Source organism: Serratia sp. AR11, from assembly GCF_056376275.1.
Window position 1 is genome coordinate 4,364,587 of the sequence record NZ_CM150739.1, and the last position, 15,507, is coordinate 4,380,093.

15 protein-coding genes are annotated in these 15,507 nt (G+C 55.3%); 8 read left to right on the plus strand and 7 right to left on the minus strand.

All coding sequences use genetic code 11. From position 1 onward, the window contains the following. Window positions 1–69: 69 nt before the first annotated feature. From pyrH to rpsB, 3 genes are all read right to left on the minus strand, one after another. Window positions 70–795 carry a UMP kinase gene (pyrH, locus tag ACSOSI_RS20610; RefSeq protein WP_004952223.1) on the minus strand — a complete coding sequence of 242 codons (726 nt, stop codon included), beginning with the start codon at window positions 793–795 and terminating at the stop codon, window positions 70–72. A 148-nt stretch (window positions 796–943) separates the two neighbouring features. Beyond that, window positions 944–1,795: a translation elongation factor Ts gene (gene tsf / locus ACSOSI_RS20615; RefSeq protein ID WP_012146493.1), complete on the minus strand. Its 852-nt coding sequence runs from the start codon at window positions 1,793–1,795 to the stop codon at window positions 944–946. Window positions 1,796–1,923: 128 nt separating this feature from the next. Continuing rightward, window positions 1,924–2,649 (minus strand): 30S ribosomal protein S2, encoded by a 726-nt coding sequence (gene rpsB / locus ACSOSI_RS20620; protein WP_012146494.1) that lies wholly within the window; start codon window positions 2,647–2,649, stop codon window positions 1,924–1,926. Between the two features lie 356 nt (window positions 2,650–3,005). Between rpsB and map the strand changes: the two genes are divergently transcribed. From map to ACSOSI_RS20640, 4 genes are all read left to right on the plus strand, one after another. Then, on the plus strand, window positions 3,006–3,800 hold the full coding sequence (map, locus tag ACSOSI_RS20625) for a type I methionyl aminopeptidase (protein WP_012146495.1): 795 nt from the start codon (window positions 3,006–3,008) through the stop codon (window positions 3,798–3,800). Window positions 3,801–3,874: 74 nt separating this feature from the next. Next, a complete protein-coding gene (gene glnD / locus ACSOSI_RS20630) occupies window positions 3,875–6,553 on the plus strand; it encodes a bifunctional uridylyltransferase/uridylyl-removing protein GlnD (protein WP_012146496.1) in 2,679 nt (892 codons plus the stop codon). Window positions 6,554–6,596: 43 nt separating this feature from the next. Next, window positions 6,597–7,421 (plus strand): 2,3,4,5-tetrahydropyridine-2,6-dicarboxylate N-succinyltransferase, encoded by an 825-nt coding sequence (gene dapD, locus ACSOSI_RS20635; protein ID WP_012146497.1) that lies wholly within the window; start codon window positions 6,597–6,599, stop codon window positions 7,419–7,421. Window positions 7,422–7,550: 129 nt separating this feature from the next. After that, window positions 7,551–7,940 carry a DUF3461 family protein gene (locus ACSOSI_RS20640; RefSeq protein ID WP_006318690.1) on the plus strand — a complete coding sequence of 130 codons (390 nt, stop codon included), beginning with the start codon at window positions 7,551–7,553 and terminating at the stop codon, window positions 7,938–7,940. A gap of 98 nt (window positions 7,941–8,038) precedes the next feature. Here ACSOSI_RS20640 and ACSOSI_RS20645 read toward each other — a convergent pair whose 3' ends face one another. The 3 genes from ACSOSI_RS20645 to ACSOSI_RS20655 are packed head-to-tail and all read right to left on the minus strand — an operon-like array spanning window position 8,039 to window position 9,621. Then, window positions 8,039–8,488, minus strand: a complete 450-nt coding sequence (locus ACSOSI_RS20645) for a flavodoxin (protein WP_017893795.1) — start codon at window positions 8,486–8,488, stop codon at window positions 8,039–8,041. A gap of 33 nt (window positions 8,489–8,521) precedes the next feature. Beyond that, on the minus strand, window positions 8,522–9,292 hold the full coding sequence (truC, locus tag ACSOSI_RS20650; protein WP_012146499.1) for a tRNA pseudouridine(65) synthase TruC: 771 nt from the start codon (window positions 9,290–9,292) through the stop codon (window positions 8,522–8,524). After that, window positions 9,292–9,621, minus strand: coding sequence for a YqcC family protein (locus ACSOSI_RS20655; protein WP_012146500.1), 330 nt, complete (start codon window positions 9,619–9,621; stop codon window positions 9,292–9,294). Before ACSOSI_RS20655 ends, truC begins: the two co-directional genes overlap by 1 nt. A gap of 183 nt (window positions 9,622–9,804) precedes the next feature. On the opposite strand from ACSOSI_RS20655, the gene ACSOSI_RS20660 reads away from it, so the two are divergent. After that, window positions 9,805–11,043: an MFS transporter gene (locus ACSOSI_RS20660; RefSeq protein WP_012146501.1), complete on the plus strand. Its 1,239-nt coding sequence runs from the start codon at window positions 9,805–9,807 to the stop codon at window positions 11,041–11,043. Window positions 11,044–11,663: 620 nt separating this feature from the next. Here ACSOSI_RS20660 and syd read toward each other — a convergent pair. After that, entirely contained in the window at window positions 11,664–12,215 is a 552-nt protein-coding gene (gene syd, locus ACSOSI_RS20665) for a SecY-interacting protein (protein WP_476706064.1), read from the minus strand. Between the two features lie 63 nt (window positions 12,216–12,278). Between syd and queF the strand changes: the two genes are divergently transcribed. The 3 genes from queF (at window position 12,279) to xni (ending at window position 15,500) form a co-directional block, all read left to right on the plus strand. After that, window positions 12,279–13,124, plus strand: coding sequence for an NADPH-dependent 7-cyano-7-deazaguanine reductase QueF (gene queF, locus ACSOSI_RS20670; protein ID WP_476706065.1), 846 nt, complete (start codon window positions 12,279–12,281; stop codon window positions 13,122–13,124). Between the two features lie 199 nt (window positions 13,125–13,323). Next, window positions 13,324–14,688: a nucleotide 5'-monophosphate nucleosidase PpnN gene (ppnN, locus tag ACSOSI_RS20675; protein ID WP_012146504.1), complete on the plus strand. Its 1,365-nt coding sequence runs from the start codon at window positions 13,324–13,326 to the stop codon at window positions 14,686–14,688. Window positions 14,689–14,744: 56 nt separating this feature from the next. After that, complete coding sequence (gene xni, locus ACSOSI_RS20680) at window positions 14,745–15,500, plus strand: flap endonuclease Xni (protein ID WP_368454523.1); 756 nt, start codon at window positions 14,745–14,747, stop codon at window positions 15,498–15,500. The last annotated feature ends 7 nt before the right edge of the window (window positions 15,501–15,507 follow it).

The window sequence follows — 15,507 nt, forward strand, 5'->3', positions numbered from 1 at the left end:
TGAATTTTACTCAAGGAAAGCGCGCTACGCCTGGCGTTACCCGCTCCCGCTAAATTTGGCAGACCCGCCTTATTTGCTGATCAGCGTGCCTTCGTTTTCACCCATCACTACCCGGCGCAGCGCACCCGGCTTGTTCATGTTGAATACGCGGATTGGCAGACCGTGATCGCGAGCCAGCGTAAATGCCGCCAGATCCATCACTTTCAGCTCACGTTCCAACACGTCCTGATAGGTTATATGTTCGTACAGTGTGGCATCCGGATTTTTAACCGGGTCAGCGGAGTATACACCATCCACTTTAGTCGCTTTCAATACCACATCCGCTTCAATCTCGATCCCGCGCAGGCACGCCGCAGAATCGGTAGTGAAGAACGGGTTGCCGGTACCGGCGGAGAAGATCACCACGCGATTATTACGCAGCAGGCTGATCGCCTCGGCCCAGCTGTAGTTGTCGCACACGCCGTTCAACGGAATTGCCGACATCAGGCGAGCGTTCACATAGGCACGGTGCAGTGCATCACGCATAGCCAGACCGTTCATCACGGTAGCCAGCATTCCCATGTGGTCGCCCACTACGCGGTTCATGCCGGCTTGTGCCAGGCCCGCGCCGCGGAACAGGTTACCGCCGCCAATAACTACACCGACCTGAATTCCCAGTTCGACCAGCTCTTTAACTTCCTGAGCCATGCGATCCAAAACGCTAGCGTCGATACCAAAACCTTCTGCACCTTGCAGGGCTTCGCCACTCAGTTTAAGCAGAATACGCTGATATACGGGTTTTGCATTGGTTGCCATGGTGATCTGTCCTAAGAAGCAGTATTAGTATTGGGGATTTCAGCCGATGAAACGCGCCTGTGCTGTGTATCATGCCACAGGGCTTGCCACCGGTGTAATTCTGGCTGGATAAAATGGAACCGCCAGACGGCGGCCCCATTAACAGTCATTAAGACTGCTTGCTCATTGCTGCAACTTCAGCAGCAAAGTCGTTCTCAACTTTAGCGATGCCTTCGCCCACTTCGAAGCGGATGAAGTTAACCACGTCAGCGTTGTGCTCTTTCAGCACCTGGCCAACGGTTTTGCTTGGTTCGATAACGAAAGGCTGACCGGTCAGGGAAACTTCGCCGGTGAATTTCTTCATGCGGCCTTCAACCATTTTCTCAGCGATTTCTTTCGGCTTGCCAGACTGCATGGCGATGTCCAACTGAACCTGGTACTCTTTTTCTACCACTTCAGCAGACACGTCTTCAGGCTTAACGAATTCAGGCTTGCTTGCCGCAACGTGCATGGCAATTTGCTTAACCAGCTCTTCGTCAGCACCGGTAGCTGCGATCAGAACGCCGATACGCGCACCGTGCAGGTAGCTACCCAGCACTTCGCCTTCCAGGGAAGCAACGCGACGGATGTTGATGTTTTCACCGATTTTCGCAACCAGCGCTACACGTTCTTCTTCGAACTGTGCTTTCAACACTTCAACGTCAGTGATTTTGCCGGCAAAAGCAGCATCCAGCACTTTGTCAGCGAATGCCTGGAAACCAGCATCTTTAGCTACGAAGTCAGTCTGGCAGTTAACTTCCAGGATCAGACCGTAGTTGCCTTCAATCTTGGTTTTGATCACGCCGTCAGCAGCTACGTTGCCTGCTTTTTTCGCCGCTTTGATCGCACCAGATTTACGCATGTTTTCGATTGCCAGCTCGATGTCGCCGTTAGACTCAACCAGAGCTTTTTTACAATCCATCATGCCAGCGCCAGTACGCTCACGCAGTTCTTTTACCAGAGCAGCGGTAATATCAGCCATTTCTTTTTCCTCGGTTATCTCACGTGGAGACAGTTCTCATTCAGATAAGCAAAGGGGGCCTATAAAGGCCCCCCTAACCAACATATTCAATACCTGGTTAATAAGGGCTCAGTGACGAGCTTGCCTTATTATTCAGCTTCTACGAAGCTTTCTTCCGCTTGAACGGCCAGATCTTGAGAACGACCTTCACGGACGGCGGCAGCAACGGCAGTCAGGTACAATTTGATTGCACGGATTGCATCGTCGTTACCAGGGATGATGAAGTCAACGCCGTCTGGATCGGAGTTGGTATCAACGATAGAGAATACCGGGATACCCAGGTTGTTGGCTTCTTTGATCGCGATGTGTTCGTGATCAGCATCGATTACGAACAGAGCGTCAGGCAGACCACCCATGTCCTTGATACCACCCAGGGAGTTTTCCAGCTTGGCCAGTTCGCGAGTACGCATCAGCGCCTCTTTCTTGGTCAGCTTGTCAAAGGTGCCATCTTGAGACTGGATTTCCAGATCTTTCAAACGCTTGATTGACTGACGAACGGTTTTCCAGTTAGTCAGCATGCCGCCCAACCAGCGATGGTTCACGAAGAACTGGTCGCAGCCGGTAGCATATTCTTTTACCGCTTCGCTTGCTGCGCGCTTGGTACCAACGAACAGGATCTTACCTTTACGGGAAGAGATCTTGGTCAGTTCAGCCAGTGCTGCGTTGGCCATTGGTACGGTTTTTTCCAGGTTGATGATGTGAACCTTGTTACGTGCGCCGAAGATGAAAGGCTTCATTTTCGGGTTCCAGTAACGGGTCTGGTGACCAAAGTGTACACCGGCCTGGAGCATGTCGCGCATGGAAACAGTTGCCATGATTAAACCTCTATAGAGTTAGTTGGGGTTATGCCTCCACGTATCCCATAACGCCGACCCTGGCGGTGATAAATCACCTCAGGGCACCCCGGCGGATGTGCCGATACGTGTGTGTTATTTACACAAAGTGAGTGCAGTTAAAGTATTTTCGGCCTATTCCGCCATTATCACAAGGAAGATGTGCGGATCTGCCGGCGCGCTTTATACCATAAACCCACCCAGGACACCAACTTTTGTTGCCAGGCGCAGGCCGGCGAGAAATCAAATTTGGCAGCCTCAGGCCGGGCTGATACCATAAGAGACTGCTTCTTATTTCTTTCTGTTGTCGGCGAGCACGACACCTGCGGACGAATTTCATGGCAATCTCAATTAAAACACCTGATGACATCCAAAAAATGCGCGTGGCCGGCCGACTGGCTGCCGAAGTGCTGGAAATCATTGAGCCGCACGTCAAACCTGGCGTGACCACCGGCGAACTCGATCGTATCTGTCACGATCACATCACCAACCAGCAGCAGGCGATCTCTGCCTGTCTGGGCTACCACGGTTTCCCGAAATCCGTGTGTATCTCGGTGAATGAAGTGGTCTGCCACGGCATCCCGAGCGATGACAAGGTCCTGAAAGACGGCGACATCGTTAATATCGACGTTACCGTCATCAAAGACGGTTTCCACGGTGATACTTCTAAAATGTTCATCGCCGGTAAACCGACCATTCTGGGCGAGCGCCTGTGCCGCATCACTCAGGAAAGCCTGTATCTGTCGCTGAAAATGGTGAAGCCGGGTATCCGCCTGCGCACGCTGGGCAAAGAGATCCAGAAATTCGTCGAGGCCGAGAATTTCTCGGTGGTTCGCGAGTACTGCGGCCACGGCATTGGCGAAGTGTTCCACGAGGAACCTCAGGTGCTGCACTATGACGCTGACGACGGCGGCGTGGTGCTGCAGGCTGGTATGGCCTTCACCATCGAGCCGATGGTCAATGCCGGTGATTACCGCATTCGCACCATGAAAGACGGCTGGACGGTAAAAACCAAAGATCGCAGCTTGTCGGCGCAGTATGAGCATACTATTGTGGTCACGGATAACGGCTGCGAGATAATGACGTTGCGCAAGGATGACACCATCCCCAACATCATTACGCACGAGATGTAAGCGCCGCGGCGTTTTGCCGCGATGCATGATGTCACAGGCCGGCTTTTGCCGGCCTTTTTTATGGGCTGCGTATTATGTCTGAAAACTTTCGCCAACAAGACACCTCGGTTATTTCGCCACAGGCCGTACCGGTGCAGCCTGAATATCCCAACGCCTATGGCGATGAGGAGATTAACTGCATCGCGCTGAAACAACGCCTGGAGCAGTTCCAATTATGGCTGGCGGCAGCGTTCAACGCCGGCTCCAGCGCCGAAAGCCTGGTGGCGGCCCGCAGCGACTTTATCGACCGTCTGCTGCGCCGTCTGTGGGTCTTCTACGGGTTCGAGGATATTCCGGAAACCGCGCTGGTTGCCGTTGGCGGCTATGGCCGTGGCGAGCTGCACCCGCTCTCGGACATTGACGTGCTGGTGCTCAGCCAGCGCCGCCTGAATGAACAGCAATCCCAACGCGTGGGGGAATTTATCACCCTGCTGTGGGATCTGAAGCTGGAAGTCGGCCACAGTGTGCGAACCCTGGAAGAATGCCTGCTGGAAGGGCTGGCGGACCTGACCGTCGCCACCAACCTGATTGAATCGCGGATGATCTGCGGCGATGTCGCACTGTTTCTGCAAATGCAAAAACATATCTTCAGCGATGGTTTCTGGCCCTCCCCGCAATTTTTCCACGCCAAGGTGGTTGAGCAGCAGGAACGCCATCAGCGATACCACGGTACCAGCTACAACCTGGAACCGGATATCAAGAGCAGCCCCGGTGGCCTGCGCGATATTCACACCTTGCTGTGGGTGGCGCGTCGTCACTTTGGCGCCACATCACTTGACGAAATGGTCGGCTTCGGCTTTCTCACTCAGGCCGAGCGCAACGAGCTGAACGAATGCCAGAGCTTCCTGTGGCGCATCCGCTTCGCACTGCACCTGGTGCTGCCGCGCTACGACAACCGTTTACTGTTCGATCGCCAGCTCAACGTGGCACAGTTACTGCGTTATGAGGGGGAAGGCAACGAACCGGTTGAACGCATGATGAAGGATTTTTATCGCATGACGCGCCGCGTCGGCGAGCTGAATCATATGCTGCTGCAGCTGTTCGACGAGGCAATTCTGGCGCTGGACGCGACGGAAAAACCACGTCCGCTGAACGACGATTTCCAACTGCGTGGCGATCTGATCGACCTGCGTGATGAAACGCTGTTTATCCGCCAGCCGGAATCCATCATGCGGATGTTCTACCTGATGGTACGCAACCGCGAAATCAAAGGCATTTATTCCACCACAGTGCGCCAGCTGCGTCATGCGCGCCGCCATTTGAAGCAGCCGCTCTGCACCATTCCTGAGGCACGCGAACTGTTTATGGCCATTCTGCGCCACCCCGGCGCGGTCTCCCGGGCGTTGGTGCCGATGCACCGCCACAGCGTGCTGTGGGCCTATATGCCGCAGTGGGGCAAAATCGTCGGGCAAATGCAGTTCGATCTGTTCCACGCCTACACCGTCGACGAACACACCATTCGCGTCCTGCAAAAGCTGGAAAGCTTCGCCGATGCCGAAACGCGGCCGCGTCATCCGCTGTGTGTCGAGCTGTATCCACGCCTGCCGAATCCGGAACTGCTACTGCTGGCCGCCCTGTTCCACGATATCGCCAAAGGGCGCGGCGGCGACCATTCGATCCTCGGTGCGCAGGACGTGCTGGAGTTCGCCGAAGTCCATGGGCTGAATTCCCGCGAGGCCCAACTGGTCGCCTGGCTGGTGCGTTGTCATCTGCTGATGTCGGTGACCGCCCAACGCCGCGACATTCAGGATCCGACCGTTATTCAGCAGTTCAGCGCCGAAGTGCAGAGCGAAACCCGTCTGCGTTATCTGGTCTGCCTGACGGTGGCGGATATCTGCGCCACCAACGAAACCCTGTGGAACAGTTGGAAACAGAGCCTGTTGCGCGAGCTGTATTTTGCCACCGAAAAACAGCTGCGCCGCGGCATGCAAAACAGCCCGGACCTGCGCGAACGCGTACGTCATCATCGCCTGCAGGCTTTGGCGTTGCTGCGCATGGACAATATCGACGAGGAGGCGCTGCACCGCATCTGGAGCCGCTGTCGCGCCGATTACTTCCTGCGTCATTCACCCAACCAGTTGGCCTGGCATGCGCGCCATTTGCTGGCCCATGACTCCACCAAACCGCTGGTGCTGGTCAGCCGGCAGGCCACGCGCGGCGGCACCGAAATTTTCATCTGGAGCCCTGACCGCCCTTACCTGTTTGCCGCCGTGGCCGGGGAGATGGATCGCCGTAACCTGAGCGTACATGACGCGCAGATCTTCACTAATCGTGACGGCATGGCAATGGATACCTTTATCGTACTGGAGCCGGACGGCAGCCCGCTGGCCCAGGACCGCCACACGGCGATCCGCCACGCACTGTTGCAGGCCATTACCCAGCGGGAATATCAGCCGCCGCGGGTGCGCAGGCCGTCTTCCAAGCTGCGTCATTTTAGCGTGCCGACCGAAGTCAGTTTCCTGCCGACCCATACCGACCGTCGCAGCTATCTGGAACTGACCGCACTCGACCAGCCCGGTCTGTTGGCTCGGGTGGGCGAAGTGTTCGCCGATCTCAACCTGTCGCTGCACGGCGCACGCATCTCCACTATCGGCGAACGGGTTGAGGATTTATTTATTCTGGCCGACAGCGATCGACGCGCCCTTAACCCGGAAACGCGCAGAAAGTTGGAACAACGGTTGACAGAGGCCCTCAATCCAAACGATAAAATGTGATACAAGTAACCTTTTCGTAGACAACATCAGGACAGAGAACAGCATGCAGCAATTACAAAACGTTATTGAAAACGCCTTCGAACGCCGTGCGGAAATCACCCCGGCGAACGCAGACACCGTAACGCGCGAAGCGGTAAACCAGGTGATCGCCCTGCTGGACAGCGGCGCCCTGCGCGTTGCCGAGAAGATTGACGGTCAGTGGGTAACGCATCAGTGGCTGAAAAAGGCCGTGCTGCTTTCTTTCCGCATCAATGACAACAAAGTGATGGACGGTGCCGAAACCCGTTATTACGACAAAGTGCCAATGAAATTCGCCGATTACGACGAAGCGCGCTTCCAGAAAGAAGGCTTCCGCGTGGTGCCACCAGCCACCGTTCGCCAGGGCGCGTTCATCGCCCGTAATACCGTACTGATGCCATCCTACGTGAACATCGGTGCCTACGTTGACGAAGGCAGCATGGTGGATACCTGGGCAACCGTCGGCTCTTGCGCGCAGATCGGCAAAAACGTTCACCTGTCCGGCGGCGTCGGCATCGGTGGCGTACTGGAGCCACTGCAGGCCAACCCGACCATCATTGAAGACAACTGCTTTATCGGTGCGCGTTCAGAAGTGGTTGAAGGCGTGATCGTGGAAGAAGGTTCAGTGATCTCCATGGGCGTGTACCTGGGCCAGAGCACCCGCATTTACGACCGTGAAACCGGCGAAGTGCACTACGGCCGCGTACCGGCCGGTTCGGTAGTGGTTTCCGGTAACCTGCCGTCCAAAGATGGCTCTTACAGCCTGTATTGCGCGGTCATCGTCAAGAAGGTCGATGCCAAGACGCGTGGTAAAGTCGGCATTAATGAGTTATTACGCACCATCGACTAAAATAGACATGGCGGGTTAATCACCCGCCATTTTTTTATCTTCATTACGTGAGCAGTCACAGTCTCTGGCGCGGTTATTCGCCATAATCCCAGACCGTGGAATATAGTCTATTTATAAGGTGGCGCTATTATGTATGACAATCTGAAAAGCTTAGGAATTAATCAACCGGAAGATGTCGATCGCTATAGCCTGCGTCAGGAGGCCAATAACGACATTCTTAAGATTTATTTCCGCAAGGATAAAGGCGAATTCTTTGCCAAGAGCGTGAAATTCAAATATCCGCGCCAACGCAAAACGGTCGTCGCTGACAACGCCGGCCAGGGTTACAAAGAAATCCACGAAATTAACCCGAACCTTCGCTACGTCATTGATGAATTGGATCAGCTATGCCAGCGCGATCAGGTGGAAGTCGATCTGAAACGCAAAATTCTTGATGACCTGCGTCATCTGGAAGGCGTGGTCTCCCACAAAATTGCCGAGATCGAATCCGATCTGGAAAAACTGACTCGCGGTAAGTAAGGGTTCAGCGCACTGAGACTACAGATTGTAGGGGCGCAGCATGCTGCGCCCGTATTAATCGGGGCGAATATATTCGCTCCTACAGGCAGCGGGTCATTCTATTTCAGCAGCGTGCCCCACTTCTCAACCCACGGGCAAGAAACCACTTCCGGTTCCGGCTGTTCCATCGCATCGATTTCCAACACTTCACCCACGCGGGTGGCGCCTTGTTCCTGCAGCAACGCATCAAAAGCACGCCCGGCACCGCAGAAATTGTCGTAGCTGCTGTCACCCAGTGCGATCAGCCCATAGCGCAGCTCCGGCTGGTAGCCGACCTGGTCACGGATAGCGTGAAACAGCGGCGCAATGCTGTCCGGCAAATCACCCTGGCCGGTGGTTGAAGTGATCACCAGCGCGTAGTGCTGACGGTAAAACTGCCAGGCCTCAAGCGTGCCTTCTTCAAACAGTTTGACCTCGTGGCCCTGCTCACTGAGGATAGTTTCAGCCTCTTCCGCCACCAATAATGCGTTGCCGTAGACCGTTCCCACGAAGATTCCAACCTGAGCCATTGCCCCTACTCCCTTAAATATCTTTGAAAATGATCAGTTATCCTGACCGCTAGCCGGGGGAAACTCAACCCTGGCAAGCTCAGGGAGATTCTCTGTCCAGCCAAACTGTGACATGACTCCCTGCCAGGGTTCATCCCAGCGCGCGGAAAGATGCAGCGGCTCGCCGGTCACCGGATGATTCAGTTGCAGATGACTGGCATGCAGCATCAGGCGTGGACAGCCAAAATGCTGGGCCATACCCCGGTTCTGGTTCAGGTCGCCGTGTTTGCTGTCACCAATAATCGGATGGCGGATATGCACCATATGGCGGCGCAGCTGGTGCTTGCGGCCATTTTCCGGCTTCAGTTCAACCAGGCTGTAGCGCGCGCTTTCGTAACGGCCAATCGCTACCGGCATTTCTACCCGCGCCAGCGGCCGGTAATGAGTGACCGCCGGCTGCGGGCCTTTGTCTTTAGAGGCAAACTTGTCGGCGATTTTGTCCAGCTCTTCCGTCAGCGGATAGTCGATGGTCGCACCCTCCAGCACGTAACCACGCACCACCGCGTGATAGGTTTTCTGCATCTGATGCTGTTCAAACTGCTGCGATAGCAACCGTGCCACCTCACTGGACAGCGCCATCAACAGCACCCCTGAGGTGGGCCGATCGAGGCGATGCACGGTAAACACGTGCTGGCCAATCTGATCGCGCACGGTTTGCATCACAAACCGGGTTTCATGGCGATCCAGCCAACTGCGGTGTACCAACCACCCGGAAGGCTTGTTCACCGCCACCAAATGCTCATCCTGATATAGAATCTCAAGCATTATTGCAGCTCTTTATTCAGCATGTTATCCAGGCGCTGCAACAGCACCAACAGCGGCATACAGTTGGGGTCGTTATCTTTCAACGCCTCTTCGAAATAAGGCGTGATGGCAAAACGCGTCGGCAGCGGCGCTCCCGCATCCAGCAACGCGTACATGCGTGGCAGAAAGACCCATTGCAACCAGGCTTCGGCCGACATGCTGTCAACGCAAAACGGCTCGGGGCTGGCGAAGGCTTCAGGCTCGGGCGGCGTAGCTTGCCACAGCGCCAACTCTCGCATTGACTGTTCAATCGCCTGCAAACTAAGGCGAACCTGATTTTGTATACTCATCTGCATTCCCGATCTGTTTAAACCATGATATTCAGCGGCGCGGCTGAAAGGCGGCAAAGCATAGCATTTTACTTTTTATAGCCCAAATTCAGCTGAGTTGATGGCAGAAATGGATTTGGACTGGTGGGCGGCACGGCCACACGGCACAATGTGTTCACCGAATAAACCACACAGATTAGACAGATGCCCGCAATCACACCGACAAAAAATCACGCCACGCCCGGCAAAGCCATGGTGGCTTCAGTCACCGGCTACGCCATGGACGGCTTTGACCTGCTGATCCTCGGCTTTATGCTGCCGGCCATCAGTATCGAAATGGGGTTAAGCTCCTCCGCTGCCGGTTCACTGGTCACCTGGACGCTGATCGGCGCGGTACTGGGCGGCGTGATCTTCGGCCACCTCAGCGATCGCTTTGGCCGTATCCGGGTGCTGACCATTACAATTTTGATGTTCTCACTGTTTACCGGTCTGTGCGCGCTGGCGCAAGGCTACTGGGATTTACTCGCCTACCGTACGCTGGCGGGCATTGGACTCGGCGGCGAGTTCGGTATCGGCATGGCGCTGATCGCCGAAGCCTGGCCGGCAGAAAAACGTAATCGCGCCTCGGCCTATGTGGGCATGGGCTGGCAGCTTGGCGTCCTGGCGGCGGCGTTCCTCACCCCACTGCTGCTGCCCCATATCGGCTGGCGTGGCATGTTCCTGGTTGGGCTGTTACCGGCGCTGGTGTCGTTCCTGATCCGCCGCACTCTGGGTGAGCCGGAAGAGTTCGTCCGTCAGCAAAACAGCGGCCCACAACTGTCATTCGCCCAACGTCTGAGCCTGCTATTCAAAGACCGGGCCACCAGCAAGGCCAGCATCGGCATTTTCATTCTGTGCTCGGTGCAGAACTTCGGTTATTACGGGCTGATGATTTGGATGCCGACCTACCTGGCAAAAAACTTTGGTTTCTCACTGACCAAATCCGGCCTGTGGACAGCCGTCACGGTGATCGGCATGACATTTGGCATCTGGCTATTTGGCGTGTTGGCCGATCGCTTCAGCCGCTGGAAGATTTTTATCTGCTATCAGATTGGTGCGGTGGTCATGGTGGTTGTCTACGCGCAGCTTAGTGACCCAACGTTGATGCTGTTTGCCGGAGCGCTGATGGGGTTATTCGTTAATGGCATGATTGGGGGCTACGGCGCATTGATCTCCGATACCTACCCGGTTCAGGCGCGAGCCACTGCACAAAATATTCTGTTTAACCTGGGGCGAGGCGTCGGCGGGCTGGGGCCATTGGTCATCGGCGCGCTGGTGACACAGGTATCCTTCACTGCGGCGATCAGCCTGCTGGCGGCTATTTATTTGTTGGATATCTACGCCACGCTGTTCCTGTTACCGAAAAAACAGAGCGATGGCGATACGCTGGGTGCGATTGGTTAATAACTGAGATGAATGTAAGCAGGGTTAAGTATTATTGATACTTAAAGCATGAACCCGTATAAAAAGTTGAGGGCACTGCGCTAACAGTGCCCTCGGTTCGTTTTATAGCAGTCCCGCTACACAGTGTGCTCCCTGCTCAATCCTTGAAAACTTTTCCTGCGGCCATCCTGACCAAAACCATCCTGGCTCTGTCCTGTAGCATCGTCCTGACGCGGTTCCTCAGTCTTCATGACCCGCCAACCATCCTGTGCCGGCTCTCAATCTCCATCCTGGAGGTGTCCCTGGTTTCAATCCTGAAACATCCTGAGCATCTCCTGACGCCGTCCTTCGCTCTTCACTGAGCGCATCCACTTCTTCATCCTGAAGCTGCATCATCCTGATGCTTTCCAGCTCCACCGTATCCCTTCCGGTGAACATAAGATCGCTTAATTATCCCGGGTTCACAAGGGCTTACTGGACGGCTGACAGGAAATTAACACTAAGAGTTATCCTAAAGAAAATCTAACCAATTGATCTGGATAACAATAAATCCCACCTAAGCTAGTGCGAGGGAAAAATTAAAAGCGATCTCTCACAGCCCGTGTGCGAGATCTCGCACACGGACTTCGGAACAAAAAGGCTCAAACACCCAACGTCGGGCGCAATGCATCGAGGAAATTGCCCAACGAAGCCGCCAGCAAAGTGCGTTTATCACTGCCAAACTGCTCCAAAACCACATTGCCGCTAACGTTACACAGCGAGACCATGGTCATTTCTGATTCGGTCGTTGCCAGGAACAGCGTTGGCGACAGCTTCAGGCGCTTTTGCGTCACCAGATGACCGATCAGGTTTTCCCGCAGACGAATAAAGTCGTCCTCGCTCCATACCTGCAACAGAGTCACGTGATGCTCACCAAACTGGGCGCTCATGTCACCCGCATACTGCTGGGTATAAAACAGGTTGATATCCGGCTGCAAGCGCAGCTCGAGCGCGGTCTCTACCTTTTCCAGCGTCGCCGCCGGGGTAAACGGCTGGGGCAACCACAGCACTTCGTCATCGCGATTTTCTACCAGGCAAGGCGACGGCACACCGTACAGATCCTGGCTGGCTGGGGCATGACCACGCTCTTGCTGCCAAAGATCAACATAGCGCTGGGTAAATTCACGCAGGGCGTGCGGTACATCATGGTCCATATTTTTTCTCGCATACGGTAAACTGGCAACCATTGTACCTATCTATTACCAAGGTGACAGCAGATGTCCTCCTACCAAGACCATCACGCCCTGTCGGCACTGACGCTGGGCAAAGCCACCGCGTATCGCGACCATTACGACGCCACGCTGTTGCAGGCGGTACCGCGCAGTATGAACCGCGAGCCGCTGGGCTTGTATCCGGACAGCCTGCCGTTCCACGGGGCCGATATCTGGACGCTGTACGAACTCTCCTGGCTGAACGACAACGGCTTGCCGCAGGTGGCAGTTGGAGAGATAAGCCTGACTGCCGACAGCATCAATCTGATTGAGTCCAAGAGCTTCAAACTTTATCTCAACAGTTTCAACCAAACGCCTTTCAGCGACTGGGAGACGGTGCGCAATACCTTGCAACGCGATCTGTCTGCCTGCGCTCAGGGCGAGGTCAGCGTCTCATTGTTCCGCGTAGATCAGCTGGAAGGCAACCCGATCGCCCGGTTGGACGGCGAATGCATCGATAACCAGGACATTCGTATCGATAACTACGAGTTCAATGCCGATTATCTGCAAAATGCCACCGGCCCCCTGCAGGTGGAAGAACAGTTGGTCAGCCATCTGTTGAAGTCCAATTGCCTGATCACCAACCAGCCGGACTGGGGCTCGGTGCAAATTGCTTATCGTGGTGCGCAGATCGATCGCGAAGCGCTGCTGCGTTATCTGGTGTCTTTCCGTCATCACAATGAATTCCATGAACAATGTGTCGAACGCATCTTTAACGACCTGATGCGTTACTGTCAGCCGCAAAGCCTGACGGTATATGCGCGCTACACCCGTCGCGGCGGGTTGGACATCAATCCATGGCGCAGCAACACTGACTTTGTCCCGTCACATGGCCGTCTGGCACGCCAATAGTGCGAAACAGTGCTCAACAACTGAGCTAACGAGCGGTTTGTATTGGTAAAAAACAGGGGACGGCGGTAAGGTTAAATCAGGAGCGCTGGGCATTCCGGCTGGCAAACGATGATGTTGCCGCCGCGCGCTAACTATAACGAGATGCTGTTCTGCTGCGTATGGATTACTACTGCCCCTTTCCGGGTGCAAAGGAGTTACCTTGATTACACACATCAGCCCGCTTGGCTCTATGGATTTGCTGTCGCAGCTGGAAGTAGACATGCTGAAGCGTACCGCCAGCAGCGATCTTTACCGTTTGTTCCGCAACTGTTCGCTGGCCGTCCTGAACTCCGGCAGCCAGACCGACAACAGCAAACAGCTGCTGTCACGCTACGAAACCTTTGATATCAACGTCCTGCGCCGTGAGCGCGGGGTCAAACTTGAACTGGTGAATCCACCGGAAGACGCCTTTGTCGACGGGCGAATCATCCGTTCGCTGCAGGCCAACCTGTTTGCCGTGCTGCGCGATATCCTGTTCGTTCACGGGCAGATCGACAGCGCCGGTCGTTTCCAGCATCTGAATCTGGAAAACTCGGCCCACATTACCAATCTGGTGTTCTCTATCCTGCGCAACGCCCGCGCGCTGCACCTTGATGAAGATCCCAATCTGGTGGTGTGCTGGGGGGGTCACTCGATCAACGAAAACGAATACCTCTACGCACGTAAGGTCGGAAGCCAACTGGGCCTGCGCGAGCTGAATATCTGTACCGGCTGTGGGCCGGGTGCCATGGAGGCACCGATGAAAGGCGCGGCCGTAGGCCATGCGCAACAGCGCTACCACAATAGCCGCTTTATCGGCATGACCGAGCCGTCTATCATCGCCGCAGAGCCACCCAACCCGTTGGTCAATGAGCTGGTGATCATGCCGGACATTGAAAAGCGCCTGGAGGCCTTCGTCCGTATCGCCCACGGCATCATCATCTTCCCGGGCGGTGTCGGCACGGCAGAAGAGCTGCTTTATCTACTGGGTATCCTGATGAACCCGGAGAACAGCGAACAGGTGTTGCCGCTGATCCTCACCGGGCCGAAAGAGAGCGCCAATTACTTCCAGGTGCTGGATGAGTTCATCATGAACACGCTGGGTGACGAAGCGCGCCGTCACTACACCATCATCATCGACGATCCGGCCGAAGTCGCACGTCAGATGAAAAAAGCCATGCCGCTGGTGAAAGAGAACCGTCGTAATACCGGCGATGCCTACAGCTTTAACTGGTCGATCCGCATTGCGCCGGATTTGCAGCTGCCGTTTGAGCCAAGCCATGAGAATATGGCCAATCTCAACCTGTATCCCGACCAGCCGGCCGAACAGTTGGCTGCCGCGCTACGCCGCGCGTTTTCCGGCATCGTCGCCGGTAACGTGAAGGAAAATGGCATTCATGCCATCGAACAGTTTGGGCCGTACAAGCTGCACGGCGAACCGCAGATGATGAAGCAAATGGACAGTCTGCTGCAGGGCTTTGTCGCTCAGCACCGGATGAAACTGCCAGGCACCGCTTATGTGCCCTGTTACGAAATAGTCGCTTAATGAGCTATCCGGGGCGGCCTGACAGCCGCCCTTCTTTTTTCTGACCTTGTAAGCCCATGATGATACACCTACTGATTGTCGATGCCCTCAACCTGATCCGCCGCATACACGCCGTGCAGGGGTCCCCCTGTGTGAATGCCTGCCAGCACGCACTGCAACAGTTGATTCAGCACAGTCGGCCAACGCACGCCGTAGCGGTGTTCGATGAGGACGACCGCAGCGAAAGCTGGCGCCACCAAATCCTGCCCGACTACAAGGCCGGACGTTCGCCCATGCCGGACAATTTGCAGCAGGAAATGCCGCAGTTACGGCAAGCATTTGAATCGCTTGGCGTTGCCTGTTGGCACTCTCCAGGCAATGAGGCCGACGATCTGGCGGCAACGCTGACCGCCAAGGTTGCAGGCGGCGGCCATCAGGTGACCATTGTGTCCACCGACAAAGGCTATTGCCAACTGTTGGCACCCAGCGTGCAGATCCGCGATTATTTCCAAAAACGTTGGCTGGATATGCCGTTTGTGCAGCAAGAGTTCGGCGTATCGCCACAACAATTGGCAGATTACTGGGGGCTGGCGGGAATAAGCAGCAGCAAAATCCCCGGCGTGGCGGGGATTGGGCCGAAGACGGCGGTATTGCTGTTACAACAGGCAGGTTCGCTGGATGGGTTATATCAAAGTCTGGAACAGGTGCCGGAAAAATGGCGCGGAAAACTGCAACAGCACCGCGAGATGGCCTACGTCAGCAAAAGTGTCGCTACCTTGCGAACCGATCTGGCATTAACCGGCAACCTGCAACAACTGCGGTTACCGGTTTAATCACTGG

What these genes read in the sequence shown, in the direction of transcription:
- pyrH (WP_004952223.1), bottom strand. Translation starts at nt 795, where the DNA reads ATGGCAACCAATGCAAAACCCGTATATCAGCGTATTCTGCTTAAACTG.
- tsf (WP_012146493.1), bottom strand. Translation starts at nt 1,795, where the DNA reads ATGGCTGATATTACCGCTGCTCTGGTAAAAGAACTGCGTGAGCGTACT.
- rpsB (WP_012146494.1), bottom strand. Translation starts at nt 2,649, where the DNA reads ATGGCAACTGTTTCCATGCGCGACATGCTCCAGGCCGGTGTACACTTT.
- map (WP_012146495.1), top strand. Translation starts at nt 3,006, where the DNA reads ATGGCAATCTCAATTAAAACACCTGATGACATCCAAAAAATGCGCGTG.
- glnD (WP_012146496.1), top strand. Translation starts at nt 3,875, where the DNA reads ATGTCTGAAAACTTTCGCCAACAAGACACCTCGGTTATTTCGCCACAG.
- dapD (WP_012146497.1), top strand. Translation starts at nt 6,597, where the DNA reads ATGCAGCAATTACAAAACGTTATTGAAAACGCCTTCGAACGCCGTGCG.
- ACSOSI_RS20640 (WP_006318690.1), top strand. Translation starts at nt 7,551, where the DNA reads ATGTATGACAATCTGAAAAGCTTAGGAATTAATCAACCGGAAGATGTC.
- ACSOSI_RS20645 (WP_017893795.1), bottom strand. Translation starts at nt 8,488, where the DNA reads ATGGCTCAGGTTGGAATCTTCGTGGGAACGGTCTACGGCAACGCATTA.
- truC (WP_012146499.1), bottom strand. Translation starts at nt 9,292, where the DNA reads ATGCTTGAGATTCTATATCAGGATGAGCATTTGGTGGCGGTGAACAAG.
- ACSOSI_RS20655 (WP_012146500.1), bottom strand. Translation starts at nt 9,621, where the DNA reads ATGAGTATACAAAATCAGGTTCGCCTTAGTTTGCAGGCGATTGAACAG.
- ACSOSI_RS20660 (WP_012146501.1), top strand. Translation starts at nt 9,805, where the DNA reads ATGCCCGCAATCACACCGACAAAAAATCACGCCACGCCCGGCAAAGCC.
- syd (WP_476706064.1), bottom strand. Translation starts at nt 12,215, where the DNA reads ATGGACCATGATGTACCGCACGCCCTGCGTGAATTTACCCAGCGCTAT.
- queF (WP_476706065.1), top strand. Translation starts at nt 12,279, where the DNA reads ATGTCCTCCTACCAAGACCATCACGCCCTGTCGGCACTGACGCTGGGC.
- xni (WP_368454523.1), top strand. Translation starts at nt 14,745, where the DNA reads ATGATGATACACCTACTGATTGTCGATGCCCTCAACCTGATCCGCCGC.